This window comes from Thermoanaerobaculia bacterium (genome assembly GCA_018057705.1).
GTDB lineage: Bacteria > Acidobacteriota > Thermoanaerobaculia > Multivoradales > JAGPDF01 > JAGPDF01.
In genome coordinates, this window is sequence record JAGPDF010000074.1 from 1 (window position 1) to 23,006 (window position 23,006).

16 protein-coding genes are annotated in these 23,006 nt (G+C 71.0%); 4 read left to right on the forward strand and 12 right to left on the reverse strand.

Annotated features, from left to right (window positions below):
* From KBI44_17510 to KBI44_17560, 11 genes are all read right to left on the reverse strand, one after another.
* Positions 1-1,188: glycosyltransferase family 4 protein (locus KBI44_17510; protein MBP9146279.1), on the reverse strand; the 1,188-nt coding region annotated here is incomplete at its 3' end.
* The gene (locus KBI44_17515; protein MBP9146280.1) at positions 1,185-2,513 is read right to left on the reverse strand and encodes a glycosyltransferase; all 1,329 of its coding nucleotides are present in this window, start codon (positions 2,511-2,513) and stop codon (positions 1,185-1,187) included. The genes KBI44_17515 and KBI44_17510, both read right to left, overlap by 4 nt.
* Before the next feature lie 20 nt (positions 2,514-2,533).
* Positions 2,534-3,763 (reverse strand): bifunctional 3,4-dihydroxy-2-butanone-4-phosphate synthase/GTP cyclohydrolase II, encoded by a 1,230-nt coding sequence (locus KBI44_17520; protein ID MBP9146281.1) that lies wholly within the window; start codon positions 3,761-3,763, stop codon positions 2,534-2,536.
* 39 nt (positions 3,764-3,802) lie between these two features.
* Positions 3,803-6,769 (reverse strand): BamA/TamA family outer membrane protein, encoded by a 2,967-nt coding sequence (locus KBI44_17525; protein ID MBP9146282.1) that lies wholly within the window; start codon positions 6,767-6,769, stop codon positions 3,803-3,805.
* A complete protein-coding gene (locus KBI44_17530; GenBank protein MBP9146283.1) occupies positions 6,769-10,794 on the reverse strand; it encodes a translocation/assembly module TamB domain-containing protein in 4,026 nt (1,341 codons plus the stop codon). Before KBI44_17530 ends, KBI44_17525 begins: the two co-directional genes overlap by 1 nt.
* A 6-nt stretch (positions 10,795-10,800) precedes the next feature.
* Positions 10,801-11,688: an NAD(+)/NADH kinase gene (locus KBI44_17535; GenBank protein MBP9146284.1), complete on the reverse strand. Its 888-nt coding sequence runs from the start codon at positions 11,686-11,688 to the stop codon at positions 10,801-10,803.
* The gene (locus KBI44_17540; GenBank protein ID MBP9146285.1) at positions 11,685-12,494 is read right to left on the reverse strand and encodes a TlyA family RNA methyltransferase; all 810 of its coding nucleotides are present in this window, start codon (positions 12,492-12,494) and stop codon (positions 11,685-11,687) included. The genes KBI44_17535 and KBI44_17540 overlap by 4 nt, the downstream gene beginning before the upstream one ends.
* Complete coding sequence (locus tag KBI44_17545) at positions 12,460-14,517, reverse strand: 1-deoxy-D-xylulose-5-phosphate synthase (GenBank protein MBP9146286.1); 2,058 nt, start codon at positions 14,515-14,517, stop codon at positions 12,460-12,462. Before KBI44_17545 ends, KBI44_17540 begins: the two co-directional genes overlap by 35 nt.
* Positions 14,518-14,579: 62 nt before the next feature.
* On the reverse strand, positions 14,580-15,374 hold the full coding sequence (locus tag KBI44_17550) for a polyprenyl synthetase family protein (GenBank protein ID MBP9146287.1): 795 nt from the start codon (positions 15,372-15,374) through the stop codon (positions 14,580-14,582).
* A 131-nt stretch (positions 15,375-15,505) separates the two neighbouring features.
* Positions 15,506-16,819, reverse strand: a complete 1,314-nt coding sequence (locus KBI44_17555; protein ID MBP9146288.1) for an O-antigen ligase family protein — start codon at positions 16,817-16,819, stop codon at positions 15,506-15,508.
* A 46-nt stretch (positions 16,820-16,865) separates the two neighbouring features.
* Positions 16,866-17,117, reverse strand: coding sequence for a hypothetical protein (locus KBI44_17560; protein ID MBP9146289.1), 252 nt, complete (start codon positions 17,115-17,117; stop codon positions 16,866-16,868).
* 109 nt (positions 17,118-17,226) lie between these two features.
* On the opposite strand from KBI44_17560, the gene KBI44_17565 reads away from it, so the two are divergent.
* From KBI44_17565 to KBI44_17575, 3 genes are read left to right on the forward strand one after another with little or no spacing between them, the layout of a single operon-like run.
* A complete protein-coding gene (locus tag KBI44_17565) occupies positions 17,227-18,480 on the forward strand; it encodes a methyltransferase domain-containing protein (protein ID MBP9146290.1) in 1,254 nt (417 codons plus the stop codon).
* Complete coding sequence (locus KBI44_17570; GenBank protein ID MBP9146291.1) at positions 18,477-19,016, forward strand: dTDP-4-dehydrorhamnose 3,5-epimerase family protein; 540 nt, start codon at positions 18,477-18,479, stop codon at positions 19,014-19,016. The genes KBI44_17565 and KBI44_17570 overlap by 4 nt, the downstream gene beginning before the upstream one ends.
* A gap of 22 nt (positions 19,017-19,038) precedes the next feature.
* On the forward strand, positions 19,039-20,313 hold the full coding sequence (locus KBI44_17575; protein ID MBP9146292.1) for a DUF4910 domain-containing protein: 1,275 nt from the start codon (positions 19,039-19,041) through the stop codon (positions 20,311-20,313).
* Positions 20,314-20,325: 12 nt separating this feature from the next.
* Here the strand turns inward: KBI44_17575 and KBI44_17580 are convergent, their stop codons facing one another.
* Complete coding sequence (locus KBI44_17580; protein ID MBP9146293.1) at positions 20,326-21,243, reverse strand: hypothetical protein; 918 nt, start codon at positions 21,241-21,243, stop codon at positions 20,326-20,328.
* Positions 21,244-21,504: 261 nt separating this feature from the next.
* Between KBI44_17580 and KBI44_17585 the strand changes: the two genes are divergently transcribed.
* Positions 21,505-23,006: FG-GAP repeat protein (locus tag KBI44_17585; GenBank protein MBP9146294.1), on the forward strand; the 1,502-nt coding region annotated here is incomplete at its 3' end.

Here is a 23,006-nt window from a genome sequence, read left to right on the forward strand (position 1 = left end):
CCGGCGGACGAGCTCGTCGAGCTGGCGGGCGATGCGCTCCGGATCGTGGATCTCGCGGACGATCCGGGCGCCGATCGCGGCGCGCGCGCTCGCCGCCACCGGATTCGCGATCAGGCCGTGCAGGGTCGTGACCCAGCTGGCGGCGTCCTCCGGAATCGCGACGCAGCGGGCGAGAGCCGGGTCGAGCCCCTCCGCTGCGGCAGGAGTCGCCACCGCCGGGATGCCCGCCGCCAGCGCTTCGAGGAGCTTGATCGGCGTACCCGAGCCGGCGAAGAGCGGCGCCAGGGCGATGTCCGCTCCGGCGAGGAGCGCCGGGAGGTCCGGCGGATCGGCCACCAGCCGGCCGCCCAGCGCCCGAACCCGGCGGGCGAGCCCGCGCCGGGGCCGCGCACCGGCGACCAGGAGGTGGGCGCGGGGGTACTTGCGTACCACCTCCGGCCAGACCTCGCCCAAAAACCAGTCGATGCCGCGGGCCGTCGGAAAGTAGCCCAGGTTGCCGGTGATGGCGAGCTCGGCCTCACCGGCCGGCCTTGCGACGCGCGCCTTTCCCGGCCCCGCAGCTCCCGAGAGCGCCAGCGGCACCACCGCCAGGCGCGCTGCGAGCGACTCCGGAAGGAGGGCCGCGAGGTGCCGCCGGTCGCGCTCCGAGACCACCAGCGCCGCCGTGCTCGCGGCGATCATCCGGCGCTCGTCCGCCGCCAGGCGGCGGGCTTCGAAGCGGAGCAACGGCCGCATCCAGAAACGGTCGCGCGCCGCCCGGCGTTCGAGATTGAGCGACAGGCTGTCCACCAGGTCGAGCACCCAGGGGGTCTCGCCGAGCGCCTCGGTCACGCCGGCCAGCCGCACCAACTGCAGGAGAACGCGATCGAATCGGGGCGCAAGCTCCCGCAGTCGCCGCCGGAGCTCCCCGGAGGCGACCAGCCCGCTCTCGAGCGAGTGCGGTCCGAAGACCGCCGCGCCGAGGCCGGCGACCGCCGCCCGGCGCGAGTGCCGAAACGTCTCGATGGCGAAGTGCGGCGCGCCCGCCAGCGACAGCGGCGGGCCCGGCACCCGCGACCCCTCCCGCTCCGGCACCAGGAGCGTCACGTCGTGGTGCTCTGCAAGGCCTGTGGCGAGCTGCAGCAGGCGCAGCTGATAGCCCTTGCGCGTCGGCCACGGCCAGGCCGTCGAGACCAGCAGGATCTTCATTGGCGGACCGCTCCGGCGGGGCGTTCGGCGAGCTGCGCCACGAGCGCCACGAAGCCGGCGGCAAAGCGCTCGGGCGCGTGGTCGCTCGCCAGACGGGCGCGGCCGCCCGCGATCAGGCGCCCGGCCAGGCCCCCGTCCGTCGCCAGCCGTGCGATCGCCTGGGCGTAGTCGGGGCCGCTCCTCGCGAGCAGGAGCTCGCGGCCGTCGGCGGCATCGAGCCCCGACGCCGCCTCGGGGCTCGCTACCATGACCACGCCGCGCGCCCAGGCTTCGAGCACCCGCATCCGGACGCCCGAGGCGATGTCCAATGGCAGCACGAGGATGGCGCCCGGTGCGAAGGCCTCGGCGCTCGTCGCCGGCGAGCGGTGCACGAGGACGCCCGGGTGGTCCGGGTGACCGACTCCGCTGGCGCCAGAGGAGCCGCCAGGGCCGGCAGATCCAGCGAACCAGTGCAGCGCGGCGGTCGGGCTCGCGGCGCGGACCCGCGGCCAGATCTCGTTCACGAAACGCAGCTCGCCCCGCCGGTTCGGCTCCCAACCGGCGCTGCCGAAGAGCACCAGGGCGGGAGACCCGGCGAGGCGCTGCCCGGCGGCGTCGAGCCGGCCGGGGAAAGGCGGCGGCAATACCTGAATATTGGCGTGAATACGGGCGTGGATGTGGGATTGGATGCGGGCGTCAATCCGCTCGGAGCCCTGAGCCGGCCCAGCCAGAGCGCGGAGGCGCTCGCCATCCGCCGCGGAGAGCGCGATCGTCGCCGCGGCGGCGCCCACCGCCGCGCGCTCCGCACGTGCCAGGCGGGCCGCCTCGCGCAGCAGCAGCGCGCGCACGACGCCGCGGCTCGCCTCGCCGAGCTGTCGCCAGAGATCGCTCTCGACATTCTGGGCGCGCAGGATCCGGGGAACCGGTCGCGCGCCGGGGAGATCGGATGACCGCTCGGCCGCCGCGCTCTGCGCGAAGGCCTGGAGCTGCTCGGCCACGACTGCATCGAAGTGGATGCCACCGGCACGGGCGGATTCGCGCAGCTCCCGTTCCACGGCTCGCAGGACCGTCGGGCGATCGTGCCGGGCCAGCGAGTAGGGCCTGCCGGAGAGCACCGAGGTGAGCGCCGCCAGGGCGCGCGGGCGCTGCCGGGCGACGACGAGCCGGGGCTCGCAGACCGCACGCAGGGCCTCCTCTGCCGCCGCCCGCTCGCCGCGCTCCACCGGGGCGACGAGCGTGACCGCGACGCCCGCCGCGGAGACCGCGCGGAGCGATTCCGTGAGCAGCAGTCGCCCGCCGTCGCGCGGCGGCCAGGGGGACTTGGTCGCGATCCAGAGTACGCGCAACGCCGCGGTGCTTCCGCTGCTCAGACCAGCTGCAGGAGGTGTCCGAGTTTTTCGCGCTTGGTGCGCAGATAGTCGCGGCTGTCGGCGCTCGGCGGAATCTCGAGCTGCACGCGCTCGACGATCTCGAGGCCGTAGCCCGAGAGCGCGACGTACTTGCTGGGATTGTTGGTCATCAGCCGCATCCGCTGGACGCCGAGGTCGCGCAGGATCTGCGCCCCGACACCGTAGTCGCGCTGATCCGGCCGGAAGCCGAGACGCTCGTTGGCCTCGACGGTGTCGTGCCCGGCGTCCTGCAGCTCGTAGGCCTTGAGCTTGTTCAGCAGTCCGATGCCCCGCCCCTCCTGCAACAGATAGATCAGGACGCCGCGGCCGGCGTCGCGGATTCGGGTCATCGCAAGCTCGAGCTGCAGCCCGCAGTCGCAGCGGCAGGAGCCGAAGATGTCGCCGGTCAGGCACTGGCTGTGCACCCGCACGAGAACGGGTTCGTCTCCCGTGAGGTCGCCCAGCGTCAGGGCGAGGTGCTCCTCGCCGGTCAGGTCCGAGCGGTAGGCGTGGATGGTGAGCTCGCCCCAGCGCGACGGCAGACGCGGAGAGGCCACCCGGCGCACCAGCGTCTCGTGCATCAGGCGGTAGCGGATCATCTCGGCGATGGTCAGCACCGGCAGCCCGTGCGCGGCGGCGAAACGCATCAGGTCGGGAACCCGCGCCATCGTCCCGTCGTCGTTCATGATCTCGCAGATCGCTGCGGCGGGCGTGAGGCCGGCGAGGCGCGCGAGGTCCACCGACGCCTCGGTCTGGCCGGCGCGCTTCAGCACACCGCCGCGCTTGGCGCGCAGCGGGAAGACGTGCCCCGGACGCAGGAGGTCCTGCGGGCCGGTGGCGGGGTCGACGGCGGTGCGGATGGTCGCGGCGCGATCGGCGGCGGAGATCCCGGTCGTCGTCTTGCCGCGCGCCTCGATCGACACGGTGAAGGCGGTGTTGAAGGGCGAGGTATTCTCGGCCACCATCGGCGGCAGGTCGAGCTCGTCGCAGCGCTCTTCGGTGAGCGCCAGGCAGACCAGACCGCGCCCGAAACGGGCCATGAAGTTGATCGACTCGGGCGTCACCATCTCGGCGGCGATCGCCAAGTCCCCTTCATTCTCGCGGTCTTCGTCGTCCACCAGGATGACCATCCGGCCGCGCCGGAACTCCTCCATCGCCTGTTCGACGGTGGCAAACGACGGCTCGGGAGACGACGGCTCGAGACTCATGGCGCCTGAATGGTAGCGCACTCGCCGATCCGGCCCCGGTCAGAACGGATTGCCGAGGCTGATGAACCAGACGTAGGGGTCTTCGAACGGCTCCCGGTCGAGCTTCCAGCCGATCTCGAGACGCAGCGGCCCGACCGGCGAGAGGTAGCGCACCCCGAGGCCGGCGCCCCACTTGAAATTGCCGGTCCGGACGTCGTTGTAGTCGGTCCAGACGTTGCCGCCATCGACGAAGAGCGTCCCGCCGACCGGTCCGGCGACCGGAAACCGGTACTCGAAGTTGAACAGCGCGAGGCCCCCGCCGCCAGCCGGATACGGGTCCGGGGTGGAATCTCCCGGGTCGAGGAGGATGGTCTCGTCGACGATCCCCAGCTCGTCGCGGCGGTAGGCGCGATGGGTGGTCCGGCCGCCGGCGTAGAAGAGCTCCGCCGCCGGGACGCTCGCTTCGAGGGCCTCGCGCGGCGTCGCTCCGCCGATCAGCGGCTCGATCGCGCCGCCGCGGGCGCTGCCGGCGAGGACGCCGAACCGGCCGAGCGGCAGGTAGGCGGTCGCCTGTCCGAAGAGCTTGAGGAAGTTCGCGTCGGCAGCGAGCGCCGGGAAGGCGTACTCGAGCTGGAACGAACCGTTCCAGCCGCGCGTCGGGTCGAGCGGATCGTCGCGCCGGTCGTAGTTGGCGGTCGGCGTGACGGAGGCGACGCGGGCGTTCCGGCTGTCGAGCGGGATCTCTTCGTTGAAGAACTCGTCTTCGGCCTCGAGCTCGACCAGGCGATAGGAGGCGAAAGCCTGCAGGGACCAACGCCCCAGCTCGCGTCCGACGACCAGCTGTCCACCGCGCTTGTCGACGACGAAGTCGGGCCGGTCCTCGTGCTCGCTGTAGAGCGTCGCGAGGAGCTCGGCGTGGAGGTTGCCGATATAGGGCTGACGGTAGATCAACCGGAAATGCTGGTCCTTCTGGCTGCCCAGGAGATCGAGCGAAAGCGACGAGGCCCTGCCGAAGAGGTTGCCTTCCGAGAGGCGCAACAGGCCGCGGACGCCGCTCTCCGAGTCGTAGCCGGCGCCCACCTGCATCGTTCTCGAGCGGCCCTCTTCGAGATCGACCAGGAGCTCGCGCGCCTCCCCCCCCTCCGCGCTCGGCGCCACGCGCACGTCCACGCGGCTGAAGATTCCGAGTCCGTAGAGCCGGCGCTGCAGGTCGAGCACGGCCGACTGGCGCACCGGATCGCCGGGCTCGATACCGAGAAATCGCCGGACGATTCGTGGGTCGGTCCGGCGCAGGCCCCGGAGGAGCGCCCGGTCGACGACCCACTGGTCGCCGGCGAAGACCCGCAGGCGCACGGTTGCCGTCAGATCGTCCGCGCTCCACAGGACGTCCGACGAGACGATCGCGTTGCCGTAACCGCGATCCTCGAGCAGGGCCCGCAGGGTGTCGACGCTGCGTTCGAGCAGCAGGCGATGGAACGGCCCGTCGTCCTTGAGCGGCAGCGCCACGCGCACTTTGGCTTCGTCGAGCGGCGCGACATCCTCGAGCACCAGCTCGCCAACCATCCGGCGACGGCCCTCGACGATCGGCACCACGACCTGGAGGCGGTCTCCCTTCTCCTCGATACGGGCCGGGCCGACGCGCGACTGATCGAATCCCTCGAGGAGGTAGAAGGAGCGCAGGTTGGAGAGGTCGGCGGAGAGCTCTTCGTCGACCAGTCGGCCGCTGCCCGGCAGCAGGAAGTTCCGTGTCGAGGTCGTCATCAGGCGGCGGAGGCGATCGGCGTCGAAGGTGACGTTACCCTCGAAGCGGAGCTCCTCAAGCACGAGGCGCGGTCCGGGCACGACCTCGAAGACCAGCCGGACGACCTCCGCCGTGCGCTCCTCGGTGCGGTTCACGGCGACCCGATAATGCCCCTTCTCCTGAAAGTGGCGGCGGATGCGCTCCATCGACTGCAGCACCAGCGCCTCGTCGTAGCCACTCGCGCCGAGAAACGGCACGAGGTCCTTCTTCTCGAGCTCGCGCAGCGTGATCCCGTGCACCGAGAACTCGACCTTCGGCCCCAGTCGCACCGTGAAGCCGAGGTCGGCCGCATGCGCCTGGCGGTCCAGCTTCTCGGGCAGCCGCTCGACGACCGCTTCGCGATAGCCGCGCGAGAAGAGACGGGCCTGCAGGCGTTCGACGTCGTCCACCGCGACCTGATTCCGGAACGGCGTCGCCGGCTTGGCGCGCAGCGCGTCGATCAGATCGGCGTCGGCGAAGGGGGGCGTCGCACCCTCGAAAGCGACGGCTCGCACCAGGGTGCGAGGGCCGGCGGCGATTCGGTAGGTCACCGCCGCGCCGCGCGCTCCGGGATCGCCCCCCGAGACCGGGGGCTCCGGCTCTCCGGCTGCGCGCGCGCCCGGCGGATCGTCAACTCCCAGGGCCACGGCGAGGCGGACTTCGGCGTCGAGAAAGCCCTCTTCGGCCAGGAGGTCCTGCAGCCGGTAGACGCCGCGCAGCAGGCGGTCCTCGCGCAGGGGCTGACCGGTGCGCTGCGGCAACGCATCGAGCAGCCGCGTCTTCTTGAGGCCCAGATCGCCGGTCACCTCGACCGAGGTGACCTGGACGTCGGTCCACAAGGCCACGATCACCACGACTTCGCCGTTGCCGGCGGGTGTCGAAGGGTTCGCAGAGTTGCCCGGATCGGCCGGACGGGCGTAGATCTCCACCTCCGACGCGAGTCCCGAGTAGCGCAGGCTCCGCAGCGTGCGCCGCGTTCGTGCCTCGTCCATCGGCTCACCGACCGCGAGCGAGATCAGCTCGCGCACCTCGTCGACGTCGACCGGAGCATCGCTGCGAATCTCGAGCGCCCGGACGATCGGCGCCGGCGCCGGTGCCGCGGCCGACTGCGCGAAGCCGCGCTCCGCCATGCACGCGTCGAACGCGGCGGACCCGGCGAGCACGGCGCAGGCGAGGCCCCGAGCGAGCCGGGCGCGCGCTCCGCTCCCGCAGCGCGACGGCCGGCGCGATCGCCACCAGCGCGCCATCAGAAACGCCTCTCCCAGCGCGCATCCATCGAGTAGGACTCGTCGCCGTTCTGGGTCAGCACCAGCGTCAGGGCGTCCGATACCTTCCACTCCACCTGCAGGACCTGCTGCGCCGTCGACGAGGGGTCGACCGAGTAGGTCAGATAGACCCGGCTCGACAGGCGCTTGCCGACCGTCACGCGCGCCGCCGAGATGCTGTCGCCGCCGGCCAGCGGGTCGACCTTCAGGCGGTCGATGCCGAAGAGCTTGCCGACCCGTGCACTCACCAGCGACGCCGCCTGGCCATAGAGCAGCGTCTCGGCCGCCAGGCCCGGCGCCGCGCCCTGCGCGGACGTCGAGAGCTCGGAGAGCCCGCTGGGGGTTCCCGTGGCGAGCAGCGACAGGACATCGTAGTCGGGGAGCGGCGGATCGGAGCCGAGCGTCGTCGTCGGCCGGGCGATCGAGCCGAGGACGCTCAGGGTGACCTGGTATTCGTTGATCTTGGTGCGCGCGACGACGTCGAGGAGCGGCTCGATGCGGGTCGGATTGGCGAAGGTCACGATGGCACGATCCAGCGTGTAGGTCGAGCCGTTGTAGTCGATCGTCCCGCCCGGGTCGGTCGTCACCTCGCCGAACAGCACGGGGTTCGCGAGCGAACCGCGCAACGCGAGATTCGCGCTGCCGGCGAGATTCGCCAGATTGTTGCGGACGCGCACCGCGCGCGGGGCGACGACGGAGATGTTGAGATAGGTCGTGCCCAGGAGCTCATCCGCCTCGTCGACCTGCACCCGGGCGCGCGACAGCACGCGCTCGGCGAGCTGGCGGGCGGAGAGGTTGATGTCGCGCAGGTAGTAGACGCGGTCGAGCTCCAGGCTGCCGGAGATCTGCCGCCCCTCCGCCGTCGACTGCAGCGTCAGGTCGCCGTCGCCGCGCACCAGCCAACCCTCCGGATAGCGCAGGGAGTTGCGGCGCAGGGCGATCTGCGCGCGGTAGGAGAGCGGCCTGCCGGGCTCCCCCAGGTCGAGCCGGCCGCTCGCGGTGACCGTGCCCGAGGCGACGTCCGAGCGCAGGTGATCGAGCACGACGGCGTCGGGGTAGAGCAGTACCAACCCCTGGATGCGGTCGAAACTGTGCGGGAATCTCGTCGGGATGTAGCGCGCGTCCCGCAGCTCGGCCTGCCCGTTCCACTCGGGCTTCGCCAGGGTCCCTTGGGCGGTGGCGAGGATGTCCACCGCGCCGGAGAGATCGATGCCGGCGAAGCTCTCGATCCAGTCGACCGAGAGAGCGGCCTGCAGGCGGAGGTCCAGCGCCGGTTCCGCCGCCGCGAAGTCGACGCTGCCCGAGAGAAACAGCTCGTCGCCGCTCGCCGCCTCGCCGAGGTAGAGCGATTCAAGCACCAGCTTCGAACCGGCGAAGCGCGCCACGACCGGCTCCAGCGGCCGCAGTTTCTGCTGTCCGTAAGTGAGCTCGAGATCCGGGATGCGCACGGCGAGCGCGAGCTCGCGATCGGAAGCGAAGCCGAGCTCGAGGTCGGCGGCGAGACTGCCCGAAAGGCCGGCGACCGGCTGGCCGGCGGCGATCGCGATCAGGCGGTCCAGCCGGTCGCTCTTCACCCTGAAGGTGAGCTCACCGCTCTCTCCGGCGGCGAACGGCCCGCCCCCCGAGAGCGTGAGCAGTCCGGGCAGGTCGAGCGCCGCTTCGAGCCGGCGCTCGGCGAGCTCGGCATGCAGTGTGCCGGAGAAGCGCTGCGGCGGGACATCGGTGATGGTGGCGGCAGTGGCGCTGGCGGCGGCGCCCCCCGCAATTGCCGCCGGATCTCCACCGGCAGCGCGCACGGGGCCGGGCAACTCGAGCTCGGCAAGCTCGGCATCGACGACCAGGCGCGGCAAGGCGACCGTGCCGGTGAGCCGCGCCACGAGTCCGGCGTGCCCGCGGAGCCTCGTGCCGGCGGCCCCTCCCAGAGGAAGCGCGGCAAGGTCGAAGCGCTCTCCTTCGAGCACGAAGTCGAGCCGCTCGCCTTCGAACAGCAGCTCCCCGCTTCCCTCGAGCAGCCCCGCCGGAGCGCTGAGCCGCAAGGACTCCAAGCGCAGGCGCGCTTCGTCCCAGTCGAGATTCGCCTCCAGGCGGTCGAAGGCAACTCCGGCGATCTCCACCGGCGAGATCGCACCGCGCAGCTCGCCGGTCAGGTCGTCGAGTGAGCCGCCGAGCCGGAGCGTCCCGGTCGCCTCGCCGGTGAGCGGCAGCGGGAAAGGCAGCCAGGGTGCCGCCTCGGCGGCCGGCCAGGAACGGAACTCGACGTCGAGATCCAGGGTCGGCGCGGCCGGAGCGAGCGGCAGGAGGCCGGCGACACGCAGCGACGAACTGCCACGCGTGAGCGTCAGGTCGAGGTCGCGCACGGCGGTGGCATCGACGGTGAGGCTGCCCAGGGCGCGCGCCGCCGCGACGCCCGGGGCGTGAAAGTCGGTGAGATCGAGCTCGAGGTCCACGATCGGAGGGGTCGGAGGGGCCGGAGAGGCCGGCGTGCCGCCGCTCAGGGCAACGTGGGCGCGGAGCCGGCCGCGGCCAGCGTCCGGCAGCCAGAGCTGCGCTGGGACGTTGTCGATGAACGGCTGCAGGCGGACGAGCTCTTCGAGGTCGTCGCTCGTCACTTCGAGATCGAGCCCCCCGGACTTGCCGACCAGGTCGTAAGCACCGCGCAACGCGACTCGCTGCGCCGCCGAAGTCAGCTCGACCGCCACGAGCTCGAGTCGCCCCTCGACCAGGTTCAGCACCGCCCGGCCCGACGCCGGCACGGCCCCTCGGGGGTCCGACGGCGCCGGCAGCGCCGGCCGCAGCTCGAACGAGCCCGAGCCGACTCCCCGGCGAGCGTCGTTCAAGGGGAACTCGTAGAGAAGATCGCCGTGCGCCGCGGCCTGAAAGGCCGGCGCGGGAAGGTCGAGATCCTGGAGCACGGCGAAGAGTCGGGGTCCGTCGGCAGAGAGGGCGAGTCGAGCCAACGGACCGGGCTGGTCGAGGTCGACCTCGAAGCGCCCGGAAACCGGGCCGCCGGCGTAGATCCCGCGCTCGAGATCGAGGCCGATCGTCGAGTTGCCGGGCCCGCCGCCCGCGACCTGGCCGGCGAGCTCTTCGAGCCGAAAGCCGAAGAGCTCGATCCCGGGCGACGTCAGTTGGCCGCCGTACCAGACATCCTTCTTCGCGAAACGCACGGCGCCCTCGAACCGGAGCGGCCCGGCGATCTCGCCGTCGAGATAACCCCAGTCATCGAGGAGACGTCCCTCCGAGTCGATGACACCGTGGATCTCGCCGTTCGTACCGCCTTTCCAGCCGACGTGGCCGGCGACCCGGGCATCGAAGACCGGCGCCCGCAGCCGCGCGGCGAGAATCTCGACCCGGTCGTCGCGCAGGCGGACCTTCGCCGTCAGCGTGGAGGCCCAGGGCAGCGCCTTCGGCAGCGTCGTCACGACCTCCTGCGCCGTCACGTTGCCCTGCAGCTCGGTCCCCCCGATGCCCGACAGACGCAGCTGGAGGGCGTGGGCCTCGACGGCGAGCGGCACGCGCCGGTCGTCGAGCTCGAACTCCCCGTCTTCGACGAAGAGTCCGCCGATCCGCAGCTCGAAGCGGCCGCCGCCGCCGCCGGAAGGAAGCTCGGGAAGGTTGTCCCGCCCGTCGGGATAGAGCTCGAGATGGAGCCGCACACCCTGCGCCGAGACCGTCTGCAGGTCGAGGACGTCGCCCCGCAACGCGTCGAGATCGGCATCCACGCGCAGCCGCCGGATGAAGAGCAGCGCCGGGTCTTCGGGGCCCGGCCCGGCGATCGAGAAGTCCTCGACCCGCAGGGCGAACGGCAGGAGATCGAAGTCGAGCCGCCCGAGCCGGACCTCGCGCTGCAGGAGCTGCGAGAGCTGCTGCTCGAGCCGCACCGCGAGCCGCTCACGGACCAGGTCCGAGGAGAGGAAGGCGCGCAAGCACAGCAGCACGAAGGCGACCGCAGCCAGCGACCAGAAGATGGGGCGGACGACCCAGCGCCGCAGGCGCAGCCAGACCACCGGCCGCTACTCCCCCCAGTGCAGCTTGTTGCGGAGGCCTTCGAAGATCGAGCTGCGCTCGCCGGTGCGCACGAGGTAGGCGGGTTGCGCGGCGCGGGTCAGGCGCACGCGGTCGCCGAAGCCGATCTCCCCGCCCTCCTGGCCGTCGACCGTGAGGTAGACCCGGTCGGCCCGCGACTCGGGGGCGTCGTCGCGGGTTTCGATCTCCACTTCGACGACGCTCGTGTCCGGCACCACCAGCGGCCGCAGCGTCAGCGTGTGCGGACAGATCGGCGTCAGGACCGAGACCGGCAGCAGCGGATGCAGGATCGGGCCGCCGGCCGAGAGGTTGTAGGCCGTGGAGCCGGTCGGTGTCGAGACCACCAGGCCGTCGGCGCGATAGCGCGCCACCAGCCGGCCGTCGACGGTGAGCAGGAGCTCGATCATGCGGGAGAGCGCACTCTTGGCCACCACGACGTCGTTCAGGGCGCGGTAGGCGAGCCGCTCGCCGCCCGGTTTGGTCTGCTCCACCTCGAGGAGCGAGCGCGGCTCGACCGCGTAGTGACCGGACAGGACCTCGACCAGAACGGGGTAGAGGTCGTCGCGCGCCACTTCGGTGAGGAATCCGAGACGCCCGAGGTTCACCCCCAGGATCGGCGGGCCGCCGGCGGCCTTGCGCGCCACCGAGAGCAGGGTGCCGTCGCCGCCCAAAACGACGACGAGATCGCAACGGGCGCCGGGGGTGAGCGGCTCATCACCCGCCGCGCCGCTCTCCCGCGCCGTGCCCGGTTCGACGAGCACTTCGATGCCGCGCCGGCCGAGCCACTCGACGAGCTCGCGGGCGACGCCCGCGGCGTCCGCGCTCGCCGATTTCGCGACCACCCCCACCCGGCGTGCTCCGCGCGGCTCGATCATTGCGGCTCCCTGTCGTGAATCGCGGTGCGGGGCGATGGAGCCGTCCCGGACTCTGCGGGCGGACCCGCCGGCGACCGCCGGCGCAGCAGGGCGAACGCCTCGCGGTTGCCCTCGGCGCCGGCGACCGGAGAATCGTAGGTGCCCAGAAGCTCGAATCCGAGGGCGGCCAGCTCGCCGGCACGCAGGTCGATCGTCGTCCGCCGGAGAGTCTCGTCGCGCACGAGACCTCCCTTGCCGACCCCGCCGCGCCCGACCTCGAACTGCGGCTTGATCAGCGGCAGGAGCAGTCCCCCCGCGACCAGATGGGGGACCAGCGCCGGCACCACTTTGGTCAGCGAGATGAACGAGACGTCGACGACGACGAGATCGAACGGCCGGTCGAAGGCGTCCGCGGCGAGGTAGCGCGCATTCTCCCGCTCTCGCACTTCGACCCGCGGGTCGTTGCGCACTTTGAGGTCGAGCAGACCGTAGCCGACATCGACTGCGGTGATGTGCGCGGCGCCTCGTTGCAGCAGACAGTCGGAGAAACCGCCGGTGGAGGCGCCGATGTCGAGACAGCGCCACCCGGCCGGATCGACCGCGAAATGGTCGAGGGCCGCGGCGAGCTTGCCGCCGGCACGCGACACGAACGGATCGGCCGTTCCCGAGAGCTCCAGGCGGACGTCGTCCCGCATTGGGCTGCCGGGTTTGTCCACCCGCACGCCGTTGACCTCCACCTGGCCGGCCATCACCGCGCGATGCGCCTTCTCGCGCGAGGCGAACAGGCCGCGTTCAACCAGCAGCTGGTCGAGACGCACCACCGACACCCCTGGCTCTCGCCACGCCCGTCCCACCGCTCGTTCCCGTCACCCCGGGCGAGCCGGATCCCCCGGTTTTCGGGGCCGTCGCGTCCAGCGCACCCTCACCTTCGGCGCCGCGGCGCTCGCGCGCGCCCGCCGTCCTTGCGAAGAAGCTGCGGAAGCGGAAATAGAGGCCCTCGGCGTCGAGTCCGAGCATCTTCCGCAGGACCTCCTGCGAGCCGTGGGGCACGAACTTGTCCGGCACGCCGATGGCGAGTGTCGTGACGTGGGAGAGCTCCATCTCGGAGAGCGCCTCCATGACCGCGCTGCCGAATCCGCCGGCGAGGGCGTGCTCCTCGACCGTGGCCAGACGGGCGCCGCTCTCGAGACCGCCGAACTGGTCGATCTGCAGCGCCAGCAGCTCGCGGTCGAGCGGCTTCACGAAGCGCGCGTTCACCAGGGTGATCTCGATGCCTTCCTTCGCCAGACGCTCGATCGCTTCGAGCGCAGGATAGACGGTCGAACCGATCGCCCAGACCAGGCCGTGCCGTCCGCGGCGCAGGATCTCCGCCTTGCCGATCGGCAGCTGCCGGAACTCGGCGTCGAGCGGCACGCCGATGCCGTTGCCGCGCGGATAGCGCACCGCCGTCGGATGCGGCTGTTCCACGGCGGTGGCGAGCATGTGCTGGAGCTCGTTCTCGTCCTTCGGCGCCATGACGATCGAGTTCGGGAACATCCGGAAATAGGCGTAGTCGAAGAGTCCGTGGTGGGTCCAGCCGTCGTTGCCGGCGATGCCCCCGCGGTCGAGCGCGAAGGTGACCGGGAGATCCATGAGACAGACGTCGTGGAAGATCTGGTCGAAACCGCGCTGCAGGAACGTCGAATAGATCGCCACGATCGGCCGCATCCCCCCCAGGGCGAGTCCGCCGGCGAGCGTCACCGAGTGCTGCTCGGCGATGCCGGTGTTCAGGAAGCGTTCGGGGAACTGCTCGGCGAACGGAATCAGTCCGGTGCCGTCGGGCATCGAGGCGGTGATCGCGACGATCCGCGGGTCGTGCTCGGCGAGCCGGATGGCGGTCTTCCCGAAAACGGCGGTGTAGGAGGGCGCCGCCCCGGGCTTCCCCTTCTGGATCCCGGCGACGGGATCGAACGGGGAGGGGCCGTGGTACTCGACCGGCTCGTCCTCGGCGTACTTGTAACCCTTGCCCTTCTGCGTGATCGCGTGCAGCAGCACCGGCCCGTCGATCGCCTTGGCGCTCTCGAGCGCCTCGAGCAGGGCGGGGATCGAATGGCCGTTCACCGGACCGATGTAGCGGAAGCCGAGCTCCTCGAAGAGCGTGCCCGGCGTGAAGACCTGCCGCAGCCCTTCTTCCAGGCCCTTGGCCACTTCGACCATCGGATCGCCGATGCCGGGGATCTTGTGCAGGACCTTCTTGATGTCGTCCTTGAGCTTGGCGTAGTGGCGCCCGGCCATCAGCGCTTCGAGGTACTTGGTCAGCGCCCCGACCGAAGGCGAGATCGACATCGAATTGTCGTTCAGGATGACGATCATCTTCGTGCCCAGGTGGCCGGCCTGGTTCATCGCCTCGAAAGCCATGCCGGCGGTCATCGAGCCGTCGCCGATCACCGCCACGACCTGGTGCGACTCCTTGCGCAGGTCGCGCGCCACGGCGAGACCGAGCGCCGCGGAGATCGAAGTCGAAGCGTGCCCCGCCGCGACCACGTCGTATTCCGATTCGCTGCGCATGCAAAAGCCGGAAAGCCCTCCGAACTGCCGGAGCGTCGACATGCGGTCGCGACGCCCGGTGAGAATCTTGTGCGGATAGGTCTGGTGTCCGACGTCCCAGACCAGGAGGTCGCGCGGCGTGTCGAAGAGATAGTGCAGGGCGATCGTCAGCTCGACCGTGCCCAGGTTCGAGGAGAAGTGGCCGCCGGTCTCCGAGACCGCGCTGACGATCTCGTCGCGCAGGCAGTCGGCGAGCTGCGGCAGCTCCTCGCGAGAGAGGCGTCGAAGCTCCTGGGGTGTGGAGGCGCGATCGAGTAGGTTCATGGGATCTCCGGGGTGAGTCGGGAAACGACGCTCTGCGAAGCGTCCAGAATTTCCGGCCCGCGTCAGTAGCCGCGGCGGTCGAGGAACGAAATCAGCTCGCCCCAGCTCTCGCGCTCGCGCGGCAGATCGGCAATCCGGCTCATCGCTTCCTGACCGAGTTCCTTCAGGCGCGCACGGCTTCGGTCGAGCCCGTGAAGCGCGGGATAGGTGAGCTTGCTCGCGGCGGCGTCCTTTCCAGGCGTCTTGCCGAGGGCGGAAGCGCTCCCTTCGACGTCGAGAATATCATCGCGAATCTGGAACAGCAGTCCGACCGCTTCGCCTAAGTCGCGCAGAATCAGATCTTCCGCCGGCGTCGCCGCGGCGTAGAGGCCGCCGAGCCGGAGGCACGCGACGAGCAGGGCGCCGGTCTTGCCACGGTGGATCCGGTCGAGTGCCGCCGCCGCTTCGCCGGGCCCCCCCGGCCAGCCCGTCTCGGCCGCGAGATCCTCGGCCTGGCCGCCGATCATGCCGGCGGTACCGATCGCCGTCCCGACCAGGGCGACGGCACGCGCCCGCACCTCTCCGGGCAGCCGCGCCGGCTGCTCGGCGAGCACCGTCAGACCGAGCGTCAGCAAGGCATCGCCGGCCAGGATGGCGGTCGCCTCGTCGAACTCGCGGTGCAGCGTCGGCCGGCCGCGGCGCAGGTCGTCGTCGTCGAGGGCCGGCAGGTCGTCGTGAATCAGACTGTAGGTGTGAATCAGCTCCACCGCCGCGGCGCCCGCCAGAAGGTCGGGAAGCGGCGCTCCGAACGACCGTCCGGCGAGCAGCACGAGCGCCGGTCGCAGGCGCTTGCCGCCCGCAAAGACGCTGTAGCGCATCGCCTCGTGCAGGCGCCCGGGAGCGCGACCGGAGGCCGGCAGCAGACGGCCGAGCTCGCCGTCGACCGCCGCGCGCGTCTCGGCGAGAAACCGGGCGAAGCCCGCTCCTCCCGCCCGCCCCGACCCGGCGCTCACTTGCCGCCTCCCCCCCCTGCCAGCGGGGTCCTCGCGGCCGCGGCCGCGAGCGGGCTCCCGATTCGCAGGCAGAACGGCGCCGCCAGGAGCATCAGCGCGACGCGCTGGACCTCGGTGTCGCCCCAGTTGTGCTCGAACAGCCCGGCGACCGAAAAGGCCACCAGCGCCGCCGTGACGCCGAGCCAGAGGTCGGCGCGCGATCCCGCCTCCCCCGCGCCGTGGCCGGCCGCGAGATCGGCGCGATGGCCGCGCCAGGCGCGCGCCAGCGCCACCGCGAGCAACGCCAGATAGCTCGCGAGCGCAGGGAGACCGCGCTCGGCGGCGAGCTGGGCGTAGCTGTCGTGCAGGTGCGGAACGTTGAGCCGCGAAGCGGTGGCGTGGCGGTAGATCGGGTAGAGCCGTTCGACCATGTTCGGCCCGATTCCGAACAGCGGGCGCTCGGCCACCATCCGCGCCCCGGCCTCCAGCATGCAGAGCCGGTCGTAGCTCGACTCGTCGGAGAGGTTGGTCACCGACAGCGCCCGCGCCAGAACCGGGACAGGAGCGAGAACGACGAACGCGAGCGCAGCCGGCAGCACAGCCAGCAGGTACCGCCGCCGCCTCATCCAGACCAGCCAGCCGGCCCCCACCAGCAGGCCCAGCCAGGCGTTGCGGGTCAGGGATCCTACCAGGGCGAGATTGATCACCGCGAGGGCCGTCCAGGCGAGCCAGGGCCGGCCGAGCCATCCCCGCGCCCCTCCGTCTGCCGCTGCCTCCCCTTCCGCCGCCGGAATCCGCGGTCGGTACATCAGCCGGGCGATGAGCACGAGGTCGACGAGCAGCAGAATGCCCGAGAACGTCATGACGTGCGAGAACGGCCCGCGGATCCGGCGGTCGAGATCGCCGAATCCGAGCCAATACTGGGCCAGCCCGGCAAGAGCCGCCAGCATCGCGGCGACGATCGAGGCATCGAACAGCCAGCGCAACCGGCGTTCGCCGGCGATCGAACCGACGGCGAGCGGCAGCGCGGCGAGAGTGAAGAGCTCCCGCAACGCTGGCAGGCTCGTGGCCGGGCTGTGCGAGAAGAGGGCCGTCACGACGAGCAGGCCGGCGTAAACCAGGGCCGCGACGAGCAGCGGACGGGCACGGCGGAAATTCTCCTGCGCCGGGTCGCGCAGGGCCGGGAAGGCGAGCAGAGCCAGGCCGAGCGCGAAGTTCGACAGCGCGATGCCGAAGAGCGTCAGCAGGTGCGCGGCGTAGAGACCGAAGCGCAGCCGGTCGCGGGTCGCCGTGCTCCAGGGGGCGGACCGGCGGGGAGAAGGAGGCCCCAAATGGTTATCCAGAACCGCCAAAGGGCAGAACCGCCGAACCGGCGCTCTAGCGGGTGAGCGCCGAGGCCGGCAGCGCTTCGTCCACGAGCATGACGGGGATGCCGGAGACGATCGGGAAGACGAGTTGGGAATCGCGGCAGAAGAGCCCGTCCGCGACCTCCGGCGTCTGGTCGCGGAAGTGCTCGCGATAGCGTTCGACGAGGCTCCGGCAGACCGCCTCCGGCAGCGCGACCTGCTCGAGCGCAGCGCGGCATTTCGGACAGACCAGGAGGGCGAGGAGTTCGGGATCGAGGGTCATCGCGAGAGGACTCGAGGCGCGCCGAAGATACCACGGCGCGCCGCAGGGGCACGTCCCGATCGGGCCGTTTGCTAGAGTTCCTCTCGGCCTCGAAACGCCGAACCCGACCATGACCACTCCCGCGCAGGACCTCATCTGCCGCTCGTGCGGTGCGCCGCTCGAGCGCGTGATGGTGGATCTCGGCAGTTCGCCGCTCGCCAACTCCTACCTCGCCCCCGCCGACCTCGCCAGGCCTGAGCTCTTTCTGCCGCTCTGCGTCTACGTCTGCGAACGCTGCTGGCTCTGCCAGTTGCCCGAGTGCGCGACGCCGCAGGAGATCTTCAGCGACTACGCCTATTTCTCCTCCTTCTCGACCAGCTGGCTGGAACATGCGCGCGGCTACGTCGACGCCATGGTGCCGCGATTCGCTCTGGGGGCCGGAAGCCAGGTCGTCGAGATCGCTTCGAACGACGGCTACCTGCTGCAGTACTTCGTCGAGCGCGGCATTCCGGTGCTCGGCGTCGAGCCGGCGGCGAACGTCGCGGAGGCGGCGCGGAAGCTGGGCATTCCGACCGAGGTCCGCTTCTTCGGCCGCGAAACCGCCCGGGACCTCCTGGCCCGGGGATTCGCGGCCGACCTGCTGCTCGGCAACAACGTCCTCGCCCACGTCCCCGACCTCGACGACTTCGTCGGCGGCTTGAGCATCCTGCTCAAGGACGAGGGCGTCCTGACGATGGAGTTCCCGCATCTCATGCAGATGGTGGACGGCAACCAGTTCGACACCATCTACCACGAGCACTTCTCGTACTTCTCCCTGGTCGCCGTGGAACGCGTCTTCGCCGCCCACGGCCTCGAGCTCTTCGACGTCGAAGAGCTCCCGACCCACGGCGGGAGCCTCCGGATCTTCGCCCGCCACGAGGCGGCTCCGGGCAAGGCCCCGGGCGAGCGCAGCCCGAAGGTCGCCCGCCTCCTGGCGCGCGAGCGTGCGGCGGGCGTGGAGACTCTTGGCTACTACGCCGGGTACTCCGAAACGGTGCGCGAGACCAAGCGTGCCCTGCTCGATTTCCTCATCCGCGAAAAGCGCGCCGGCAAGCGGATCGTCGGCTACGGCGCGCCGGCCAAGGGCAACACGCTGCTCAACTATTGCGGCGTGCGCGCCGATTTCCTCGACTACACGGTCGACCGCAGCCCGCACAAGCAGGGCCTCTGCCTCCCCGGCACTCGCATACCGATCCGCGCGCCGGAAGCGATCCTCGAGACCCGGCCGGACTACGTCCTCATCCTGCCGTGGAATCTGCGCGACGAGATCGCCGGGCAGATGGCCGGGATCCGTGACTGGGGCGGGCGCTTCCTGGTCGCGATCCCGAGCGTGCGGCTGTTGTGAAGTTCGTCCCCCTCGGCATTCCGGGCGCTTACCTGATCGAGCTCGAAGCGCTCGCCGACGAGCGTGGGTTCTTCGCCCGCACTTACTGCGCGCGCGAGTTCGCGGCGGCGGGGCTCGCGAGCCGCCTCGCGCAGACCAGCCTGTCGTGGAATCCCCGTCGCGGGACGCTACGGGGCCTGCACTATCAGGCGGCGCCGCACGGCGAGGCGAAGGTCGTGCGCAGTGTGCGCGGCACGATCTACGACCTGCTCGTCGACCTGCGTCCGGAGTCGCACATCTACCGCCAGCATCTCGCGATCGAGCTCTCCGCCGACCGGAGGAACGCGATCTACATCCCGGCCGGAGTCGCGCACGGTTTCCTGACCCTGACCGACGATTGTGAAGTCCACTACGCCATGTCGGAGTTCCACGAGCCTTCCGCGGCGCGCGGCGTGCGCTGGAACGATCCGGCGTTCGGCATCGTCCTGCCCGAGCCGGTGAGGGTGATCTCCGACCGCGATGCCGGCTACCCCGACCTGCTCTCCCTCCGGGATTGATCGAGTGAGCGCGGCTCGGTGGATGGACGGCGCCGACCTCCACGCTCTCGCCGCGCGCCTCTACCCGTTTCCGCGCAGCATCACCGGCGACGGCGTCCGGCAGAGTCTGGCGATCCTCGCCGAGCGCATCGCCCTCGAGGTGCGCGAGATCCCCAGCGGGACGCCCATCTTCGACTGGACGGTGCCGCGCGAGTGGCGCCTGCGCGAGGCCCACATCACGGCGCCCAACGGCCGTCGGATCGCCGACGCCGCCGGACACAACCTGCAGCTGCTCAACTACAGCGCTCCGTTTCGCGGCCGTGTCGGACTCGAAGAGCTGCGTCGCCATCTGTTCACTCTTCCCGACCAGCCCGACCTCATTCCCTATCGGACGAGCTACTACAAGGAGCAGTGGGGCTTCTGCCTCCCCCACCGGCTGGTCGAGACGCTGCCCGAAGGCGGATACGAAGTCCTGGTCGATACCGAGCTCTTCGCCGGCAGTCTCTCGATCGGCGAGCTCGCGCTCGCCGGTGAGTCGGACGACGAGGTTCTCGTTTCGACCCATTGCTGCCACCCGTCGCTCGCCAACGACAATCTCTCGGGCATGGTGGTGGCGATGGAGGTCGCGGCGCGGCTCGCGGCGCGGCCCCGCCGTCGGCTCTCCTACCGCTTTCTCTTTCTGCCCGGCACCATCGGCGCGATCGCGTGGCTGGCGACGAACGGCGAGAGGCGCGCGCGCATCCGGCACGCCCTGGTGCTCGCCGGCCTGGGCGCGCCGGGCGCCTTTCACTACAAGAGATCGCGCAGCGGCGACGCGCCGATCGATCGCGAAGTCGCGCGGGCGCTTGCCCGGATCGGCGAGCCGCTCGCGATCGAACCGTTCGTCCCGTTCGGATACGACGAGCGCCAGTACAACTCGCCCGGCATCGGGCTCGAGGCGGGCTGCTTCTCGCGCATCCCCTACGGGCGCTACCCCGAGTACCACACCTCCGCCGACAACCTCGACTTCATCCGCCCCGAGACCCTCGCCGGCTCGGTCGCGGCGCTCACCGCCGTCGTCGACGGACTCGAAGGCCGCGAGTGCTACCGCAACCTCGCCCCCGAGTGCGAGCCGCAGCTCGGCCGCCGCGGCCTCTATCGCCTCATCGGCGGCGACGACGCCGGCCGAGAACGCGAGCTCGCCACCCTCTGGATGCTCAACCTCTCGGACGGCACCCACTCTCTCGAGGACATCGCCGAACGCTCGGGGATCGCCCTCGAGCGCCTCCGCGAAGCGACCGCGGCGCTCGTCGCAGCCGACCTCCTCGCGCCCGCCTGAGGCGCGACTGTTTCAGCGAGCGGGCATCGGCGCCGGCTCGGCGCGCGGCCGCACCCAGGCACGCATGGCTTCCAGATCGAGCGTGACGACGAACCGTTCGAAGAACCCGATGCTGATCAGGCCGTCGTAGATCAGCTTCTCGCGCAGGCGAACGGCTAGCTCGACCGGCGGCAGGCCGTGAAGAGTCAGGGCGGCCGAGCGGCGCTCGGTGGGCGCGAGATCGAGACCGAGGAGGGCGGCGGCGTGCGGGGCGATCAGCGTCTCGCCGGTCGAGCCCGAGTCGAGCTCGAACCAGAGCGGTCCGCGCGGCGAATCCACGGCGACGAAGAGGTCGAGCGCCGCGCCGCCGGCCTGGCGTCCGGGCCGGATCCGCAGCTCGCGCGCTCCTGCGATGCGTGCGGCGAAGCTCGCCGGACTCTCACGGACGATCTCGCGCCCCGGAAGGTCGATCGTGATCCGCTCGCCCTCGAACGACGCCAACGAGATCAGCCCGCCGATCTCGGGAGCGTTGCCCAGGAGCTGCGCAAGGTCGAAGACCGCGAGCTCGGCATCGCGCGTGCGCCAGCTCGCGGGCCCGGCGCCGAGAGTGAGCTGCACGCCGGCGCAGCGCTGCAGAACGACCTGCCCGCCGTCATGGCGGAAGCCGACGTCGTTGCCGTACGGGGCGCACCCCGCAGCCTCGGCCGCCGCGAGCGTGAGCAGCGTCACTCCGCCCGCGGTGTCGAAGAGGAAGGGCAGACGGCGGCCCGCGACCTCGCCCTCGACGGTGAAGAGCCCGGCGACGTAGGGCGTCAGAGCGAACGATCCTGCCGGCGCCAGGGGACGCCCCCCCATCGCGCGAGCAGCGGAGCTCCCGACGGCGCAGCCGGAAGCGAGCAGCGCCAGGAGCACCGGGACGGGAAGTCGAGACGGTCGGAGGGGCCAGTTCATGCAGGACTCTACGCAGTGGAAGGGCGGCGGTTACTTCCTCGTCACCGAGGCACTCGCGTAGCCATGCGCCTCGAGGAGCAGACGAGGGAACCGCGCCCCCGCGCCGGTGCGCTCCTCGAGAGCTTTCTCGCTTCCATCACCGCGGCGTGAACGGCGTCGCGCGCCGAGAGGCGCGGATAGGCGAGGACGATGTCGCGCGGCCGCAAGCGGGTCGATGTCGTCCGCCGGGGTCATCCTGCGTTCTAGGGACAGGAGACCCCAATGACCCACGAATCCCGCACCGTCCTTTCCCGCATTCTCGCCCTCGCACGTATCTTCGCCATCGGAGTCATCGGAGCCCTCGGAGCCATGGCCGCCTCGAGCCCGGCACCGCTTCTGGCGCAGCCCTCCGAAGCGTTCGACCGGCTGGTGAAGCTCCCGACCGGGGTCGGGGACGCGAGCTTCTTCGGTGAGGTGATCGTCAAGGGGGATGCCGATGGCGACGGCCGCGACGACGTCGCGATCTCCGGCCGGATCAACTCGGGATCGGGCGATCGGGGGCAGGTGCGCATCCTGCGCGGGGCCGCCAACCATGGCATCGTGGTCGACGCACTGCTCATCGGCTCCATCCTCGAGCTCGCGGGTACGGCGCTCGCCTTCGGCGACTTCGATGATGACGGCAAGGATGAGCTCGCCATCGGCCGGCCGCGCCGCAACGCCGCCGGCGAAACAGCCGCAGGCGACGTCGGCATCCGTCGCCGTCTGCCGGACGGCAGCTGGCCCGAAATCGGCAACTGGAACCAGGAGTCGCCGGATATCTCTGGCGTGCCCGAGGCGGAGGACCTCTTCGGATCGGCGCTCGCCGTCGGCGACTTCGACGACGACGGCGTCGACGATCTGGCGATCGGCGTCCCCGGCGAGGCGGTCGGTGCGACGGCGGCGGCCGGAGCGGTTCAGATTCTCTACGGCGTCGCCGGCCAGGGACTTCAGGCGACCGGCAATCAACTCTTCCATCAGGACTCGACCGACATTCCCGGCGGAGCCGAGACCGGAGATCGCTTCGGCAGCGTCCTCGCGGCCGGCGATGTCACCTGCGACGGCATCGACGACCTCGTGGTCGGCACGCCGGACGAGGACTTCGGGGCGACGATCGACGTCGGGACGGTCACCGTGCTGCCGGGCTCGATGTCTCTGGGCATCGACCCCAGCGGCGCCTTCCAGCTCGAGCAGCAGGATTTCGGCGGCGCCGCGGAGGCGACCGATCGCTTCGGCTCCGCCATCGTGGTGGGTCGGATGAGCAGCCTCTTGAGCTCCTGCAAGACCCTGTTCATCGGCGCTCCGGGCGAAGACGTCGGAGACGTCGCGGCGGCCGGCGCCCTCTTCTGGTACCGCGACGGCGCGACCGGCTACTGGACCGAGAGCGACCTCGGGCACGTCGAGGGCGCACAGGAGCGGTTCGGTACGGCGCTCGCGATCGGCGACTTCGACGGCAACGGATTGAACGACCTCGCGATCGGCGTCCCCAACCAGGACTACGCCGCCGGACCGGCCAGCGGGGGGGTGCGCATCGTCACGCAGCACATAGCCGGAATCTTGATACCGAACGGAGCGGCGACGGTGCGGATCGAAGCCGGCGTCGAGGCCTACGACACCCGGGTGAGCGGCGAGTTCATGGACTACTTCGGCGCCGCACTCGCCGCCCCCGACCTCGACGACGACGGCCTCGCCGATCTCGTCGTCGGCATGCCGCTCTCGGATCTCGATGGCGACACACTCTCGGGCGG

Bases quoted from the DNA above. Each gene is read 5' to 3' on its own strand.
- KBI44_17525 (MBP9146282.1), bottom strand. From the start codon at position 6,769: ATGGCGCGCTGGTGGCGATCGCGCCGGCCGTCGCGCTGCGGGAGCGGA.
- KBI44_17580 (MBP9146293.1), bottom strand. From the start codon at position 21,243: ATGAACTGGCCCCTCCGACCGTCTCGACTTCCCGTCCCGGTGCTCCTG.
- KBI44_17535 (MBP9146284.1), bottom strand. From the start codon at position 11,688: ATGATCGAGCCGCGCGGAGCACGCCGGGTGGGGGTGGTCGCGAAATCG.
- KBI44_17560 (MBP9146289.1), bottom strand. From the start codon at position 17,117: ATGACCCTCGATCCCGAACTCCTCGCCCTCCTGGTCTGTCCGAAATGC.
- KBI44_17545 (MBP9146286.1), bottom strand. From the start codon at position 14,517: ATGAACCTACTCGATCGCGCCTCCACACCCCAGGAGCTTCGACGCCTC.
- KBI44_17575 (MBP9146292.1), top strand. From the start codon at position 19,039: ATGGACGGCGCCGACCTCCACGCTCTCGCCGCGCGCCTCTACCCGTTT.
- KBI44_17520 (MBP9146281.1), bottom strand. From the start codon at position 3,763: ATGAGTCTCGAGCCGTCGTCTCCCGAGCCGTCGTTTGCCACCGTCGAA.
- KBI44_17550 (MBP9146287.1), bottom strand. From the start codon at position 15,374: ATGCGCTACAGCGTCTTTGCGGGCGGCAAGCGCCTGCGACCGGCGCTC.
- KBI44_17565 (MBP9146290.1), top strand. From the start codon at position 17,227: ATGACCACTCCCGCGCAGGACCTCATCTGCCGCTCGTGCGGTGCGCCG.